At 66.3% G+C, this 13,619-nt stretch carries 14 protein-coding genes and 1 pseudogene; 4 read left to right on the plus strand and 11 right to left on the minus strand.

Features of this window, described 5'->3' with window-relative positions; all coding sequences use genetic code 11:
• Positions 1 to 3 precede the first annotated feature (3 nt).
• The 3 genes from AC3A35_RS01180 to AC3A35_RS01190 form a co-directional block, all read right to left on the minus strand.
• Positions 4 to 1,386: a malonyl-CoA decarboxylase gene (locus tag AC3A35_RS01180; protein ID WP_487434697.1), complete on the minus strand. Its 1,383-nt coding sequence runs from the start codon at positions 1,384 to 1,386 to the stop codon at positions 4 to 6.
• Positions 1,387 to 1,476: 90 nt separating this feature from the next.
• Positions 1,477 to 2,277: a prolipoprotein diacylglyceryl transferase gene (gene lgt / locus AC3A35_RS01185; protein WP_487433980.1), complete on the minus strand. Its 801-nt coding sequence runs from the start codon at positions 2,275 to 2,277 to the stop codon at positions 1,477 to 1,479.
• 11 nt (positions 2,278 to 2,288) lie between these two features.
• Positions 2,289 to 2,972: a YceH family protein gene (locus AC3A35_RS01190; protein ID WP_487433981.1), complete on the minus strand. Its 684-nt coding sequence runs from the start codon at positions 2,970 to 2,972 to the stop codon at positions 2,289 to 2,291.
• Positions 2,973 to 3,199: 227 nt separating this feature from the next.
• Between AC3A35_RS01190 and AC3A35_RS01195 the strand changes: the two genes are divergently transcribed.
• The 3 genes and pseudogenes from AC3A35_RS01195 to AC3A35_RS01205 form a co-directional block, all read left to right on the plus strand.
• The gene (locus AC3A35_RS01195; RefSeq protein ID WP_487433982.1) at positions 3,200 to 4,426 is read left to right on the plus strand and encodes a glycosyltransferase family 4 protein; all 1,227 of its coding nucleotides are present in this window, start codon (positions 3,200 to 3,202) and stop codon (positions 4,424 to 4,426) included.
• A gap of 135 nt (positions 4,427 to 4,561) precedes the next feature.
• Positions 4,562 to 5,500 carry a carbohydrate kinase family protein gene (locus tag AC3A35_RS01200; protein WP_487433983.1) on the plus strand — a complete coding sequence of 313 codons (939 nt, stop codon included), beginning with the start codon at positions 4,562 to 4,564 and terminating at the stop codon, positions 5,498 to 5,500.
• Positions 5,501 to 5,544: 44 nt separating this feature from the next.
• A pseudogene (locus AC3A35_RS01205) lies at positions 5,545 to 5,736 on the plus strand (outer membrane lipoprotein); the annotation flags it as partial.
• A 1-nt stretch (position 5,737) separates the two neighbouring features.
• Here the strand turns inward: AC3A35_RS01205 and AC3A35_RS01210 are convergent.
• From AC3A35_RS01210 to AC3A35_RS01245, 8 genes are all read right to left on the minus strand, one after another.
• A complete protein-coding gene (locus AC3A35_RS01210) occupies positions 5,738 to 6,133 on the minus strand; it encodes a diacylglycerol kinase (RefSeq protein WP_487433984.1) in 396 nt (131 codons plus the stop codon).
• Between the two features lie 89 nt (positions 6,134 to 6,222).
• The gene (locus AC3A35_RS01215) at positions 6,223 to 7,674 is read right to left on the minus strand and encodes a DUF3426 domain-containing protein (RefSeq protein ID WP_487433985.1); all 1,452 of its coding nucleotides are present in this window, start codon (positions 7,672 to 7,674) and stop codon (positions 6,223 to 6,225) included.
• 10 nt (positions 7,675 to 7,684) lie between these two features.
• Complete coding sequence (gene prmA, locus AC3A35_RS01220) at positions 7,685 to 8,569, minus strand: 50S ribosomal protein L11 methyltransferase (protein WP_487433986.1); 885 nt, start codon at positions 8,567 to 8,569, stop codon at positions 7,685 to 7,687.
• Positions 8,570 to 8,579: 10 nt separating this feature from the next.
• On the minus strand, positions 8,580 to 9,941 hold the full coding sequence (gene accC / locus AC3A35_RS01225) for an acetyl-CoA carboxylase biotin carboxylase subunit (RefSeq protein WP_487433987.1): 1,362 nt from the start codon (positions 9,939 to 9,941) through the stop codon (positions 8,580 to 8,582).
• Between the two features lie 5 nt (positions 9,942 to 9,946).
• Positions 9,947 to 10,396, minus strand: coding sequence for an acetyl-CoA carboxylase biotin carboxyl carrier protein (gene accB / locus AC3A35_RS01230; protein WP_487433988.1), 450 nt, complete (start codon positions 10,394 to 10,396; stop codon positions 9,947 to 9,949).
• Between the two features lie 51 nt (positions 10,397 to 10,447).
• Entirely contained in the window at positions 10,448 to 10,945 is a 498-nt protein-coding gene (aroQ, locus tag AC3A35_RS01235; RefSeq protein WP_487433989.1) for a type II 3-dehydroquinate dehydratase, read from the minus strand.
• A gap of 54 nt (positions 10,946 to 10,999) precedes the next feature.
• Positions 11,000 to 11,551, minus strand: coding sequence for a TlpA family protein disulfide reductase (locus tag AC3A35_RS01240; RefSeq protein ID WP_487433990.1), 552 nt, complete (start codon positions 11,549 to 11,551; stop codon positions 11,000 to 11,002).
• Between the two features lie 4 nt (positions 11,552 to 11,555).
• On the minus strand, positions 11,556 to 12,158 hold the full coding sequence (locus AC3A35_RS01245; protein WP_487433991.1) for a hypothetical protein: 603 nt from the start codon (positions 12,156 to 12,158) through the stop codon (positions 11,556 to 11,558).
• An 88-nt stretch (positions 12,159 to 12,246) separates the two neighbouring features.
• On the opposite strand from AC3A35_RS01245, the gene mpl reads away from it, so the two are divergent.
• A complete protein-coding gene (gene mpl / locus AC3A35_RS01250; protein WP_487433992.1) occupies positions 12,247 to 13,596 on the plus strand; it encodes a UDP-N-acetylmuramate:L-alanyl-gamma-D-glutamyl-meso-diaminopimelate ligase in 1,350 nt (449 codons plus the stop codon).
• The last annotated feature ends 23 nt before the right edge of the window (positions 13,597 to 13,619 follow it).

Here is a 13,619-nt window from a genome sequence, read left to right on the forward strand (position 1 = left end):
GGGTCAGCGTCGGGCCAGCCGCCTGACCGCTGCCGAAGTATCCACCCGACCCTCGCGGGCGAACGCTTCAAGATTGGCCTCGATGCGGTGGGGGTCGTAGAGGTAATTGACCATCAGTCCCCAGGACTGCTTGAAACCCTTCGTCGATTTGTCGGCAAGCCAGTTCAGTCGCTCGATGCGGGCACCATTGCCGAGGTGAAAGCGCGCGACCGGATCGACCGGCTGGTCATCGCGTCGGGCCTCGGTCAGGTAACGTGCGGCAAGCCGCTGCAACGGATCATGCAGCGCCTGGCAGATCGCGTCGTCATCCACCCAGTCCGCCCCGCCTTCGAGCAGGGCGAGCAGCAGCGGTGACTCGGGGCCGTCGATGCCGGCGGCGGCGAATCGCTTCCAGTCCGCGGCAGTGATGGCCTCGGCAAGCGCTTCGGGATTGCGACCGACCCACCGTACCAGTCCGGGAATCGGCGACAGGGTGGCAAAGGTCTGCACCCTGGGGAAGTCGCGCTGGAGGTCGTCCACCACCCGTTTGAGCAGGAAGTTGCCGAACGACACCCCGCGCAGCCCGGTCTGGGTGGCGCTGATCGAATAGAAGATCGCGGTGTTGGCCTTGCTCGCGTCGGCGAGCGGCGCGTTGACGTCGAGCAGCAACTGGACGTCGCCGGCCAGTTCCTCGGTGAGCGCCACCTGGACGAAGATCAGCGGTTCGAGCGGCATGCGCGGGTGGAAGAAGCCATAACAGCGGCGGTCCGAGTCGAGCCGGTTCTTCAGATCCTGCCACGACTGGATCTCATGCACGGCTTCGTACTCGACCAGCCGCTCGAGCAGGGCTGCGGGGGAATTCCACGTGATCCTCGCCAGTTCGAGAAAGCCGACGTCGAACCAGGCGCCGAGGCGGGCCTCGAGTTCGCGGTCGAGTGGCTTCAGGAGCGGGTCGTCGGCCAGAAAACGAAGCAGATCGGCCCGCAGGTCAACAAGAAACTTGACCCCCTGCGGGATGGCGTTGAACTGGGTCAGGATGCGGATGCGGCGCGAACGCATTGCGGCCCGCAGGCGGGCTTCGGCATCCCATTGACGGTCGGTCCCGACCGCTGTCTGATAGGCCTTGTGTGCCGCCGCGATCGCTTCGGGGTCGGGGCCGAAATCGAGCGCGATCATCCGCAGCATGGCCCGGCGACCGCTGTCGTCCAGCTTCAGATAGGTATCGGCAAGGCGCGCGGCACGTTGCCGGGTGGATATTTCGCCACCCAGTCCAGCTGCACATTCGTCCAGTTGTCGGCGGATGCGTTCGAGAACCTTCTCCGAGGGCTCATGCGCCTTGCCGGTCGCCTGGGCCACGATCTCGCGCATTCTCGACAGACTTCTCGACACCAGGCCGGTCGCTGACATCACGCTCACTCACTCACTCACTTCTTCCAGATTGGATTCCTGTTTGCCCCGATCATATCGCGTTCGGGTGATGCGTGAGCCCCTCTTGGCTTACAAAGCCCTGTCTCGGGTCGCCCGGATGCGAAACAGCAGGCCGGCACCGAACACGATCATCGGTATGCATAACCACTGCGCGGTGGAGATGCCCAGGGTCAGGGTGCCGAAAATGCCCGGGTCCGGCGTGCGGAAAAATTCGGCAATGAAACGCAACGTGCCGTAGCCGATCAGAAATACTGCCGAGACCGCACGCAAGGGGCGAGGGCTGGCGGCGTAGAACCACAGGATCAGGAACAGCAGCGCGCCTTCGCCGGCGGCCTGGTAAAGCTGCGAGGGGTGACGGGGGAGCGCGTCCACCCACGGGAAGACCATTGCCCATGGCAGCTCGCCGTCGACCGGACGGCCCCACAGCTCGCCGTTGATGAAGTTGCCGATGCGTCCGGCCGCGAGCCCGGTGGGTACCAGCGGCGCGATGAAATCGGTGACCTGCCAGAAGCCCTTGCCATGCTTGCGCCCGTATAACCACATCGCTGCCAGCACGCCGAGGAAGCCGCCGTGAAAACTCATGCCTCCCTTCCAGATGGCAAGGATCTCGCCGGGGTGAGCGAGGTAATAGCCGGGCTGGAAGAACAGCACTTCGCCCAGGCGGCCACCGATGATCACCCCGAGTACGCCATAGAACAGCAGGTCATCGATCGCCTGGCCGTTCCAGCCCAGTTCGGGACGGCGTCGGGCGTGGGCACGGCCGAGTACGACGAACAGCACGAAGGCGACGAGATACATCAGCCCGTACCAGCGTACGCTGAGCGGACCGAGTGACAGCGCGACCGGGTCGAATTGAGGGTGGATCAGCATCGTGGTCGCGCCTACTCGAACTGGCGGCGGAAGTCGGCGAACTCGGCCTTCAGGGCGTCGAGCTCTTCGCGCAGGCGCCGCACTTCTTCCTCGAGTTCCGCACTGCGTCCGCGACCGTAGCCTGGCGTCGGTATCCCGGCCGCCTGGGCTTCGATCGCTGCCTGCAGCGGTTCGTCGCCACCGAGCAGGTGCATGTAGCGGGTCTCCTTGGTGCCCGGCGCGCGCGGCAGGCTGGCGACCATCGGCGGATATTTCTCCGCCAGGTGCTCCAGCGTGGACTCGATGGTGGCGATGTCGTCGAACCGGTGCAGGCGCTCGCAGCGGTTGCGGATCTCGCCCGCGGTCTGTGCGCCGCGCAGCAGCAGAGTGGCGAGCACAGCCTGCTCAGGAGGCGGCAGCGAGTGGCGGAGCCGGATCTGGTGCTCGTACTTTGCCACCCGGGCGCTGGCCTGGTCGCGGCGGGAGACCAGCCGGCGTGCCATCAGGCTGTCGATCGCGTCCTGCACGGCGGCCTCGTCCAGCGACATCACCGGCTCACGTGCGGTGAGCTGATTGCATCCATTGAGCAGGGTGTTGAGCGACATCGGGTAGGCGTCGGGGGTGACGAAGGCTTTTTCGATCAGGACTCCCAGAACGCGAACCTCGATCGGGTCGAGATCGAAGGCGGCATCGGCTGCTGTCGGCGTGTTGTCCATGCGTGCTCCGGATAGGGCTGGAGGCGCGATGATAAAGGACCCGGCGCCGCAGTGCGCGCTCGCCGTGTCCGATGGAACGCGCCGGGCGGGCCCGATCGGTCGCTGCGCGGTCACCGGGTACGGATGTCGGGGCGTGAATCCTGCGGCGCCGGCGAGCCGCCCTGCGTCATCGATCCGTCATTCTGCTGTCATCGGTCTGTCGCGCGCGGGGCGCAGCATGTGGGTCCATGGACGTGCCACTTTCCCTCCAGCATCTTGCCCGGGCTGCCCGCCAGTTGCGCATCGCGGTCGTCACCGAAACCTATCCGCCCGAAGTCAATGGGGTGGCGATGACGACCGGGCGGGTGGTCGAGGGCCTGCTCGGCCTCGGTCATTGCGTACAGCTCATCCGTCCGCGTCAGGGGGCAGATGACCGAGCGGCAAGTTCCGACGGGTTCGAGGAGGTGTTGTCGCGCGGCTTGCCGATCCCGAAGTACAACCACCTGAAGATGGGGTTGCCGGCGCGCAGCGCACTGCAGCGGATGTGGTCGCTGCGCCGGCCGGACGTGGTGCAGGTGGTCACCGAGGGACCGCTCGGCTGGTCGGCCGTGGCGGCGGCGCGCAGACTCAGACTGCCGGTGATCACCGAGTTTCACACCAACTTCCATAGCTACAGCGGCTACTACGGCATGGGCTGGCTCAAGCAGCCGGTGGAGGCCTACCTGCGACGCTTCCACAACAAGGGCGAGCTGTGCCTGGCGCCGACCGCCGAACTGGCCGCCCAGTTGATGAATCGTGGTATCCGTCGGGTCGAGGTCGTCGCGCGCGGCGTCGATACCCGCTTGTTCGCGCCAACGCGACGCTCTGCCGGATTGCGCGCAGCGTGGGGTGCGGGTGAGGGCACGCTGGTCGTTGCCGTGATCGGCCGGGTGGCACCGGAGAAAAACCTGGGCCTCGCGGTCCGGGCCTTCGAGGCCTTGCGGCGTCGGGTGCCGGATGCGCGCCTGCTGTGTGTCGGCGATGGGCCGGCGCGCGCTGCCTTGCAGGCGGCTCATCCCGACTACCTTTTTGCCGGCATGCGGCGGGGAGAGGACCTCGCCGCGCATTATGCGTCTGCCGACCTGTTCCTGTTTCCGAGTACGACCGAGACTTTCGGCAACGTGACCACCGAAGCTCTGGCCAGCGGTTTGCCGGTGATCGGCTTCGACTACGCGGCCGCGGCCGAGCGGGTGAGGGTGGGGTACAACGGTTGGCTGGCGGCGCTGGGCGACGACGTCGGCTTCATCGATGCCGCGGTGCGCGTCGGCAGCGATGCCGGGCTGCGGCAAACGCTTGCGCTCAACGCGCGCGACAGCGTGGTGGATGCGGACTGGGGCGTGATCGCCCGCGAGCTTGCCGCTGTGGTCGAGAACGTGGTTCAGGCGCACGAGAGCCGTCTCGCCCCGACGGCGTCGGTTGCGCGCGCAGCCGGCTGAACGGACGGCGCGCGCCGGGCCGTCGCCGGCCAGGGCCGGCGGGCTTCATTCCCGCCCGCCCGGCTGGCGGAGCATCGCCCGGTTGCCGCCGGCGCAGCCTATAATTCCGCGCTCTATCCGATTGCAGGGTTTCCCATGTCCATTCTCGTCTGCGGTTCGATGGCCTACGACACCATCATGGTGTTTCACGACCGGTTCAAGAACCATATCCTGCCCGAGCAGATCCATATCCTGAATGTTTCCTTCCTGGTGCCGGACCTGCGCCGCGAGTTCGGTGGCTGCGCCGGCAATATCGCCTACAACCTGCGCCTGCTCGGCGCCGACCCGCTGATCATGGCCACCGTGGGCGACGATGCGGTCGCCTACCGCCAGCGCCTGGACGAGCTCGGCCTGCGCCAGGATCACGTCCGGCACGTGCCGGGCACCTACACCGCCCAGGCCTTCATCACCACCGATGTCGATGACAACCAGATCACCGCTTTTCATCCCGGGGCGATGATGCACTCCCACCTCAATCGGGTGCAGGATGCGGTCGGGGTGAAACTCGGGATCGTTGCGCCGGACGGGCGCGATGGGATGTTGCGTCATGCGCAGGGCTTTGCCGACGCGGGCGTGCCCTTCGTTTTCGATCCCGGCCAGGCGCTTCCCATCCTGTCCGGCGAGGAGCTTCTGCATTGCCTGAAACTGGCACGCTACTGCACGGTCAATGATTACGAGGCGCGGCTGATGTGTGACAAGACCGGGCGCTCGATCGGGCAGCTTGCCGCCGAGGTCGATGCGCTGGTGGTCACGCTGGGCGCGGAGGGTTCGCAGATCCATACCACCGGCGACTGCATCCATGTCCCCGTGGTCGGCGTGGATGACGTCGTCGATCCCACCGGTTGTGGCGATGCCTACCGCGCCGGCCTGCTCTATGGCCTGGTCAATGACTGGGACTGGCAGCGTAGCGGCCGCCTGGCTGCCGTCATGGGGGCGATCAAGATCGGCCACCGCGGCGGGCAGAACCATCGCCCGGGGCGGGACGACATTGCTGCGATCTATCGTGCGGCGTTTGGAGAGACCTTGTGGAATTGAAGCGTCGAATCGACGGTCGCGCGCTGTGCGGAGCACTTGCGGCGGCCGTGGCAGGCGGGCTGGCCGGTTCGGCGATCGAAGAAGGCGTCACCCGCACCCAGGGCGTCGAGGTGACCGTACAGCTCGAGAACGGACAGTATCTTGCGGTGGTGCAGGCCGACGAGGGTGAGCAGTTCATGCCTGGTGAGCGGGTGCGGGTGCTGCGCGATGGCGGGACCACCCGGGTGACGCGCTGACTCAGCCCAACACCACCAGCGCCCATACCAGGGCGAGATTGATCAGCGAGATCAGCACCGCGGCGCTGCCGATGTCCTTCGCCCGTTTGGCGAGCAGGTGGCGCTCGAGCGACACCCGGTCGACGGTGGCCTCGATGGCCGAGTTGAGCAGTTCCACCACCAGGACCAGCAAGGTGCTGGCGATCAGCAGGGCCTTGCCGGCACCGTCGGTCGGCACGAAGAACGCCGCGGGAATCAGGATCGCCGCCAGCAGGCACTCCTGGCGAAACGCGTCTTCGTGGCGAAATGCCGCACGCAGGCCCTCCAGCGAGTAGCGCAGGGCGTTCCATATTCTGGCCAGACCGGTCCTGCCCTTGAACGGGCTCTCGGTGTGCGGCGTGTTGTCAGGGGCGTTCATGATCTCGCTTCGGAAGACAGGGAATGGCCCGCGCAGTATTGCATGGCGGCGTGACTTCGCCGTGACGCCATGGCGCGCCGGGCACAGGGTCAGGGATAAAACACATAGACCCGGTAACCGGTCGGTGCCAGGTCGGTGACCTCGAACACCTGGCGGACGACGGCGTCGCCGCGCGCAGCGAACCCGGCATCGAGACGGCCGGCAGCTACCCATTCTGCCGGAGCAAGCACCCGACGTGCGATCGGGGTATCCGCGCCGTCGGTCAGGGTGAGTTCGAGATGGGGCCAGGCCTGCAGGAAATCGGCACGATTGCGGACGGTGGCGTGGAGGATGAAGCGATTGCTGCGACCGGGTTCGGACTGCAGGTCGGAGGTCTCGATCGCAATCAGGGCGGCTTCACGGGGCAGGGGCAGGTCGCAACCGAGACGCGCGCAGGCGGACACCAGGAGCGGGCGCAGACCGGGCAGGGTGCGGGCGATATCCTGACGGAACAGATAGGTCGCCTGCATTGCCAGAGTGCCCGCCAGCACGCCGAGCGCGAGTCCCTGCAGGGTGCGTTTCAATGCGCTCGCCTGCGGGAGCTTGCCATAGGTGGCATCGAGGTATTCGGTATCCACTTCAGGCGCTGTGATCGGGGCCAGGTCCATTTCGAAGTCGGTGTCGACCTCGTTGTCCGCGCCGTGCAGGCCCGGTGCGGGCCGCGCCGCCTCGCGATCGGGTGCCGCCAGGTAAGGCTCAGTTCCGCCCGACTGCGATTCAGGGCCTGCATCCGGCGTGCCCCTGCGCTCTGCCCGGATCACTTCGGGAAACACAGCGCCCCCGCGGCGCTCGGGATCATCGTCAAGCCATGACGGGGCTTCGGGGGCGGTGCGGTCCGGCGTTCCGGGCATCACTGCGCCGGTTGCCGGGGTGTCGTCTGCAAGCGGCTCGAGCAGCGGAAAGGCGGCCAGGCCTGAGCCGGATCGCGGGCGCTCGGGCGCCGCCTCCGCTTCGGGCTGCAGGGCGTTGATATCGGGCTCGAAGAAGGTGGTGAAATCGATCTCGTCGAGTGACGGCTCGCGGCGCTCGGCGTGCGAGGTCGGGCTTGCTGCGGTGCGGCCTGCGAGCTGCTGGCCGGACCGGTCCATGATGTCATCGGGAATGTCGAAATCGAGTTCGCTCAGCAGTCCTGGCTGTTCGCTCGGTGGCGCGACCGGTGGCGCCACCGGGGGCGGGGCCGGCGGGGCGGCGTCGATTGCGGGGGGGGCGATGCGCGGATCGTGCGCGTCGGTCGGCGTCCATGCCTGAGCCGACAATGCTGCTGCGGGCACGGGGTCGGTCGTCGCCGGTGCCACGCTCGCCGGAACGGGAGGAGGCGTGGCGGTGGAGGGCGAGGCCGGGGTGAGGGCGGGGACGGCTGGGGACTCGTCCGCAATGAGGTGATCGAGGGCGTTGAACGGGTTGAAGCAGTGCCCACAGCGCACCTCGCCGTGACGGGCGCGCAGTTGCTCCGCACGCAGCCGGAACACGGTCTGGCACGCGGGGCAGCGAGTCAGCATCATGATCGGCAGCCTAGCGCCGGCCTTCCAGCCTGACCCAGCCGTCCAGCGTGGCACCGACCCGGAGTGCAATCCATGGTGCCCAGGCTTCGATCACCTGTGCGGACTGTTGTTCGAGTACGCCCGACAGCGCGATCCGGCCGCCATCGGCGACGCGCGCGGCAATGGCAGGGGCCAGCACGCACAGCGGATTGGTCAGGATGTTGGCGACGACGATGTCGAAGGTTTCGGCAAGCGGCACCCCCGAATGCTGCAGCCGCATGCGGACGGCGTTGCGCTGGGCGTTGTCGCGCGCCGCGTCCACCGCCTTGTCGTCGATGTCGACGCCGAGCACGTCGCCGGCGCCGAGGCGGGCGGCCGCGATGCCGAGAATTCCCGAGCCGCAACCGTAGTCGAGCACCGACTGTCCCGCCTTGACGGTCGCGCACAGCCACTCGAGGCACAAGCGGGTGGTGGGATGCGAGCCGGTGCCGAACGCCATGCCGGGATCGAGTTCGATGTTGATCGCACCGGCATCCGGCGCCTCATGCCACGACGGCACGATCCACAGCCGGTCGGTGACGCGGATCGGGTCGAACTGGCTCTGGGTGAGCTGCACCCAGTTCTGCTCGGCCACCTCCGCGGTGGAGTACGGCGGAACCGCGTCGAAGCCGGCGGCGGCGGCGGCCTCGGCCAGCGCCGCCTGGAATGCGGCATCGCGATCGAACAAGGCAATGACCCGGCTGTGATCCCACAGGCTGGTCGGCAGATGACCCGGTTCGCCGAACTGCGGGGTCTCGGCCTCGGTGCCGGCATCCGCATCCTCGATCGAAACCGACAGCGCGCCGGCCGCCATCAGGGCGTCGGACAGCGCTTCCGCCTTGTCTGCGTCTGCCTGCAGGGTGACCGAAATCCACATTGGAGGCTTCTCAGACGATCTTGAGTTCGCCGCGTTCCGCGAGCTTGTGTTCGAGGTAGTGGATGCTGGTGCCGCCCTCGATGAAGCGGGCGTCGAGCATCAGTTCCTGGTGCAGCGCGATGTTGGTCTTGATTCCGCCCACCGCCATTTCCGACAGCGCGATGCGCATCCGGCGGATGGCCTGTTCGCGGGTGTCGCCGAAGGCGATCAGCTTGCCGATCATCGAGTCGTAGTGCGACGGCACCGTGTAACCATTGTAGACGTGCGAATCGACCCGGATGCCGGGACCGCCCGGCGTGTGCCAGTTGGTGATCTTGCCCGGCGACGGGGTGAACTTGAACGGATCCTCGGCATTGATCCGGCACTCGATCGAGTGGCCGCGGAACTCGATGTCACGCTGGCGGAACCAGAGCTTTTCGCCGGCTGCGACCCGGATCTGCGCCTGCACGATGTCCACGCCGGTGATCATCTCGGTGACCGGATGTTCGACCTGGACGCGGGTGTTCATCTCGATGAAAAAGAACTCGCCGTTCTCGTACAGGAACTCGAAGGTGCCCGCGCCGCGGTAGCCGATCTTGCGGCAGGCTTCGGCGCAGCGTTCGCCGATCTTGGCGATCAGCTTGCGATCGATTCCCGGTGCCGGTGCCTCTTCGATGACCTTCTGGTGACGACGCTGCATCGAGCAGTCGCGCTCGCCGAGATAGACCGCGTTGCCATGCTGGTCGGCCATGATCTGGATTTCCACATGGCGCGGGTTCTCGAGGAACTTCTCCATGTAGACCACCGGATTGCTGAAGGCCGCCTGGGCCTCGGCGCGGGTCGTGGTAACGGCGTTGAGCAGCGCCGCTTCGGTATGGACCACGCGCATGCCGCGACCGCCGCCGCCGCCGGCGGCCTTGATGATCACCGGATAGCCGACCGCGCGGGCAATCTTGACGATTTCCTTGGGGTCTTCCGGCAACGAGCCTTCGGAGCCCGGCACGCAAGGCACGCCGGCAGCCTTCATCGCATCCTTGGCCGATACCTTGTCGCCCATCAGGCGGATGGTGTCCGAGCGCGGGCCGATGAAGACGAAACCGGACTGCTCGACCCGCTCTGCGAAGTCGGCATTCTCGGACAGGAAGCCGTAGCCAGGATGTATGGCCTCGGAGTCGGTGACTTCCGCCGCGGAGATGATGGCCGGAACGTTCAGATAGCTCAGGCTCGACGATGCGGGCCCGATGCACACCGATTCGTCGGCAAGTTTGACGTACTTGGCCTCGGTGTCGGCCTCGGAGTGCACGGCAACCGTCTTGACGCCGAGCTCGCGGCAGGCGCGTAACACGCGGAGCGCGATTTCGCCGCGGTTGGCGATCAGGATCTTCTCGAACATCGCGATCAGCCGATGATGAAGAGCGGCTGGCCGTATTCGACCGGTTGGCCGTTCTCGACCAGAACGGCCTTGACCGTGCCGGTGGCGTCGGATTCGATCTCGTTCATCAGCTTCATCGCCTCGATGATGCACAGGCGCTCGCCTTCGCTGATGCTCTGACCGACTTCGACCAGCGGTTTGGCACCGGGGGCGGATGCGCGATAGAAGGTGCCGACCATCGGCGACTTGACCACATGTCCTTCCGGTAGCGCATCGGCAGCCGGTTCGGCGGCAACGGCAATGGCGGCAGGCGCCGCTGCAGCAGGCTGGGGAGCATGTTGCATGTAGGCAAGCTGGGTGGTCGCAGCGGGATGTTTGGCGATACGGACTTTCTCTTCGCCCTCGGTCACTTCGAGTTCGGAAATCCCCGATTCCTGGACGAGGTCGATCAGTTTCTTGAGCTTGCGCAGATCCATGCTGTTCTCCGGACAAAACGACGCCGCCGCGGGCGGTCGCCGTCGTGATGGCTAGTTGTTGTGTTCCCGCAGGCGGGTCAGTGCGAATTCGAGTGCGGCGAGGTAGCCGTGGGCGCCAAGGCCGCAGACCACGCCGACGGCGAGATCCGAGAAATAAGAGTGCTGACGGAACGGTTCGCGGGCATGCACATTGGACAGGTGCACTTCCACAAAGGGAATCTGCACTGCGGCCAGTGCGTCACGCAGGGCAACGCTGGTGTGGGTGTAGGCAGCCGGGTTGATGATGATGAAGGCAATGCCTTCGACGGCCGCCGCCTGGACCCGATCGATCAGCTGGCCTTCGTGATTGCTCTGGAAGGACTCGAGCAACACGCCCTCGGCACGTGCGCGCGACTCCATGGCTGCATGGATGTCGGCGAGTGTGGTCCGGCCGTAGATTTCGGGTTCCCGGCTACCCAGCAGATTGAGATTCGGGCCGTGGAGGGCCAGGATCCGGGGCTGCGGTGGGGGAGGCGTTTCGGATTTTTGGCTGCGTTTTGAGCGCGTCATGGCAGCAAGTTTGCCGCAATTGGCGACAACTTGTCCAGTCCGGCCTGCGATCGGTCAGCTCTGCCCGGCGAGCAGTGCGCGGATTTTGCCCTCGAGTTCGTCCTGTTTCAAGGTGCCGAGCTTGATATGGCGAACAACGCCTTCACGGTCGATGATGACCGTGAACGGGAGCCCTTGTGCGGCGTTGCCGAAACCGGCGGCGAGGCCAAGCACCTGCGGGGTGCCGATCAGCAGCGGGTAAGGTACCTCAAACTCGGCCTGGAACGCCTTCACCTTTTCCGCCGAGTCGATGCTCAGACCCACAAACTGCACCGGGGCGCCGGCAAAACTGCGGCTGGCCGCGGCAAAGTCGGGGATTTCCTTGCGGCACGGCGGGCACCAGGTCGCCCAGAAATTGGCCACGAGGACCTTGCCGCGCCACTGCCCGATGGCCTGCATGTTTCCCGCGGTGTCGGGCAGCTCGAGCGCAAACAGGGCTGTGGCGGCACTGGCGGATGCGGCCGTGTCGACCGGGGCGCGGGTGGCGCTGCGGTTGATCGCGAAACCGGCGGCGGCGGCGATGCCGGCCACGACCGCAATCAGGGCGTACTGAACATATCGGTTCATCGACTTACTCGGTCGCCGCGGCGTGCCTCAGGAGCGCCTCGACCTGGGCCAGTCGGGCGCGTTCCTGATGGGGCCGGCGGCCGCTGCGTTCGGCGCCGGAAGGATAGATCGACAGGCGTACCGGGACTTCGTCCCAGTCGAGACTGAGTACTGCCTCGGGAGCGCCCGGTGCCGGCTTGCGCGGTTCGCGGTGCTCATAGGCGAGGTCTTCGTTGAGAAAGAAGATTTCGACCTCCTTGGTGCTTTCCGGGTAGAGCTCGATCTCGAGTTCCGAGTAACGACCAGCCGTGCCGTCGAGCGCGCCCCCGGTGAGGTAGGGGCGGAATTCGGCCAGCAGGCGCATGATTTCGACCGCGGCCGAACGCATCTCGAGCAGACGCTCGGCCTGTTCATCATCCTGATAGAGCGCCTGCCATGCGCGCAGTTCCGCTTCGATCTCGGCATTGGTCGGCAGGGATTCGGAGTCGCTGGCGCCGAGTTGCCTTGCCGCCTTGCGCTTGGCAAAGCCGAAGTCGCTGATGCCGTCCTCGGCCATCATGCGGGCAGCCAGCGCGGCAATTTCCCGGCGCAGCGTTCCGCTTCTCGGGTTGTTTGCGTGAGTCGGCATGGATGCGGTGGCTTCTGTGCCATCAGGTAGAATGCCGGCCATTCTACACGGGCAGGTTTCATCCGGTTCGTGGTCTTCCGGAGCCTTCATGCATATCCATATCCTCGGCATCTGCGGCACCTTCATGGGCGGGGTTGCGCTGCTCGCGCGCGCCGCCGGCCATGTCGTGACCGGGTGCGATGCGAACGTCTATCCGCCGATGAGCACCCAGCTCGAGGAGCAGGGTATCGTGCTTACCGAGGGGTTCGATCCGGGCCAGGTCGCGCTGGCGCCCGACGTGTTCGTGATCGGCAACGCGATCTCGCGCGGCAACCCCTTGCTCGAAGAGATCCTCGATCGCGGCCTGGCTTATGTGTCGGGGCCGCAGTGGCTGGCCGAGCATGTGCTGGCCGGGCGTTGGGTGCTGGGTGTGGCCGGAACCCACGGCAAGACCACCACCACATCGCTGCTGGCCTGGATCCTCGAGGACGCTGGGCTCAATCCCGGCTTCCTGGTGGGCGGCGTGCCGCAAAACTTCGGTCTGTCGGCGCGGCTCACCGACTCCCCGTTCTTCGTCATCGAGGCGGACGAATACGACACCGCATTCTGCGACAAGCGGTCCAAGTTCGTGCATTACCGTCCGCGGACCCTGATCCTGAACAATCTCGAGTTCGATCACGCCGACATCTTCGCCGATCTGGAGGCGATCGAAACTCAATTTCACCATCTGGTGCGGATTTTGCCGCGCACTGGGCGAATTATCGCCAATGCTGCCGAACCGGCCCTCGAGCGGGTGATCGAGCGCGGCTGCTGGTCGGAGCTCGAGTGGTTCAATGCGGCGTCGGGCTGGTCGGTGAGCGTGGGGGTGTCCGACGCGGAAGCGGTGTTCGCGCTTGACGGTCGCGAACTCGGAAGGGTCGAATTGCCGCTGGCCGGACAGCACAATCGCGCGAACGTGCTGGCGGCGATCGCGGCGGCACGGCACGTCGGGGTCACGCCGGCGCAGGCGATCGCCAGTCTGACGCGTTTTGCCGGTATCAAGCGTCGTCTGGAGGTGCGGGGGGTCGTGCGCGGAGTGACGGTGTATGACGATTTCGCCCATCACCCGACCGCGATCGCACTGACGGTCGAGGGGTTGCGCAGGCGCGAGCCTGAAGGCCGGATTCTTGCGGTGCTCGAGCCGCGTTCGAATACGATGAAACTCGGCGTGATGAAGGCGCAGTTGCCGGCAAGCCTGGCCATCGCCGACCGGGTGTACTGTTATACCCGCGGCTTGGGCTGGGATGTGGACGGTGCACTCGCACCGCTGGGCGCACGGGCTGCCTGTCATGACGACCTGGCCGCGCTGGTGGCCGAGGTGGCGACGCAGGCGCAGCCGGGTGACCATGTGCTGGTGATGAGCAATGGCAGCTTCGGCGGCGTGCATCAGAAGCTGCTCGACGCGCTTGCGGACGGCTGAGCTGCGGCGCGGGGCCCGGCCCC

This window comes from Azoarcus sp. Soil_N_20, assembly GCF_057656155.1.

Bases quoted from the DNA above. Each gene is read 5' to 3' on its own strand.
- AC3A35_RS01180 (WP_487434697.1), bottom strand. From the start codon at position 1,386: ATGTCAGCGACCGGCCTGGTGTCGAGAAGTCTGTCGAGAATGCGCGAG.
- lgt (WP_487433980.1), bottom strand. From the start codon at position 2,277: ATGCTGATCCACCCTCAATTCGACCCGGTCGCGCTGTCACTCGGTCCG.
- AC3A35_RS01190 (WP_487433981.1), bottom strand. From the start codon at position 2,972: ATGGACAACACGCCGACAGCAGCCGATGCCGCCTTCGATCTCGACCCG.
- AC3A35_RS01195 (WP_487433982.1), top strand. From the start codon at position 3,200: ATGGACGTGCCACTTTCCCTCCAGCATCTTGCCCGGGCTGCCCGCCAG.
- AC3A35_RS01200 (WP_487433983.1), top strand. From the start codon at position 4,562: ATGTCCATTCTCGTCTGCGGTTCGATGGCCTACGACACCATCATGGTG.
- AC3A35_RS01210 (WP_487433984.1), bottom strand. From the start codon at position 6,133: ATGAACGCCCCTGACAACACGCCGCACACCGAGAGCCCGTTCAAGGGC.
- AC3A35_RS01215 (WP_487433985.1), bottom strand. From the start codon at position 7,674: ATGATGCTGACTCGCTGCCCCGCGTGCCAGACCGTGTTCCGGCTGCGT.
- prmA (WP_487433986.1), bottom strand. From the start codon at position 8,569: ATGTGGATTTCGGTCACCCTGCAGGCAGACGCAGACAAGGCGGAAGCG.
- accC (WP_487433987.1), bottom strand. From the start codon at position 9,941: ATGTTCGAGAAGATCCTGATCGCCAACCGCGGCGAAATCGCGCTCCGC.
- accB (WP_487433988.1), bottom strand. From the start codon at position 10,396: ATGGATCTGCGCAAGCTCAAGAAACTGATCGACCTCGTCCAGGAATCG.
- aroQ (WP_487433989.1), bottom strand. From the start codon at position 10,945: ATGACGCGCTCAAAACGCAGCCAAAAATCCGAAACGCCTCCCCCACCG.
- AC3A35_RS01240 (WP_487433990.1), bottom strand. From the start codon at position 11,551: ATGAACCGATATGTTCAGTACGCCCTGATTGCGGTCGTGGCCGGCATC.
- AC3A35_RS01245 (WP_487433991.1), bottom strand. From the start codon at position 12,158: ATGCCGACTCACGCAAACAACCCGAGAAGCGGAACGCTGCGCCGGGAA.
- mpl (WP_487433992.1), top strand. From the start codon at position 12,247: ATGCATATCCATATCCTCGGCATCTGCGGCACCTTCATGGGCGGGGTT.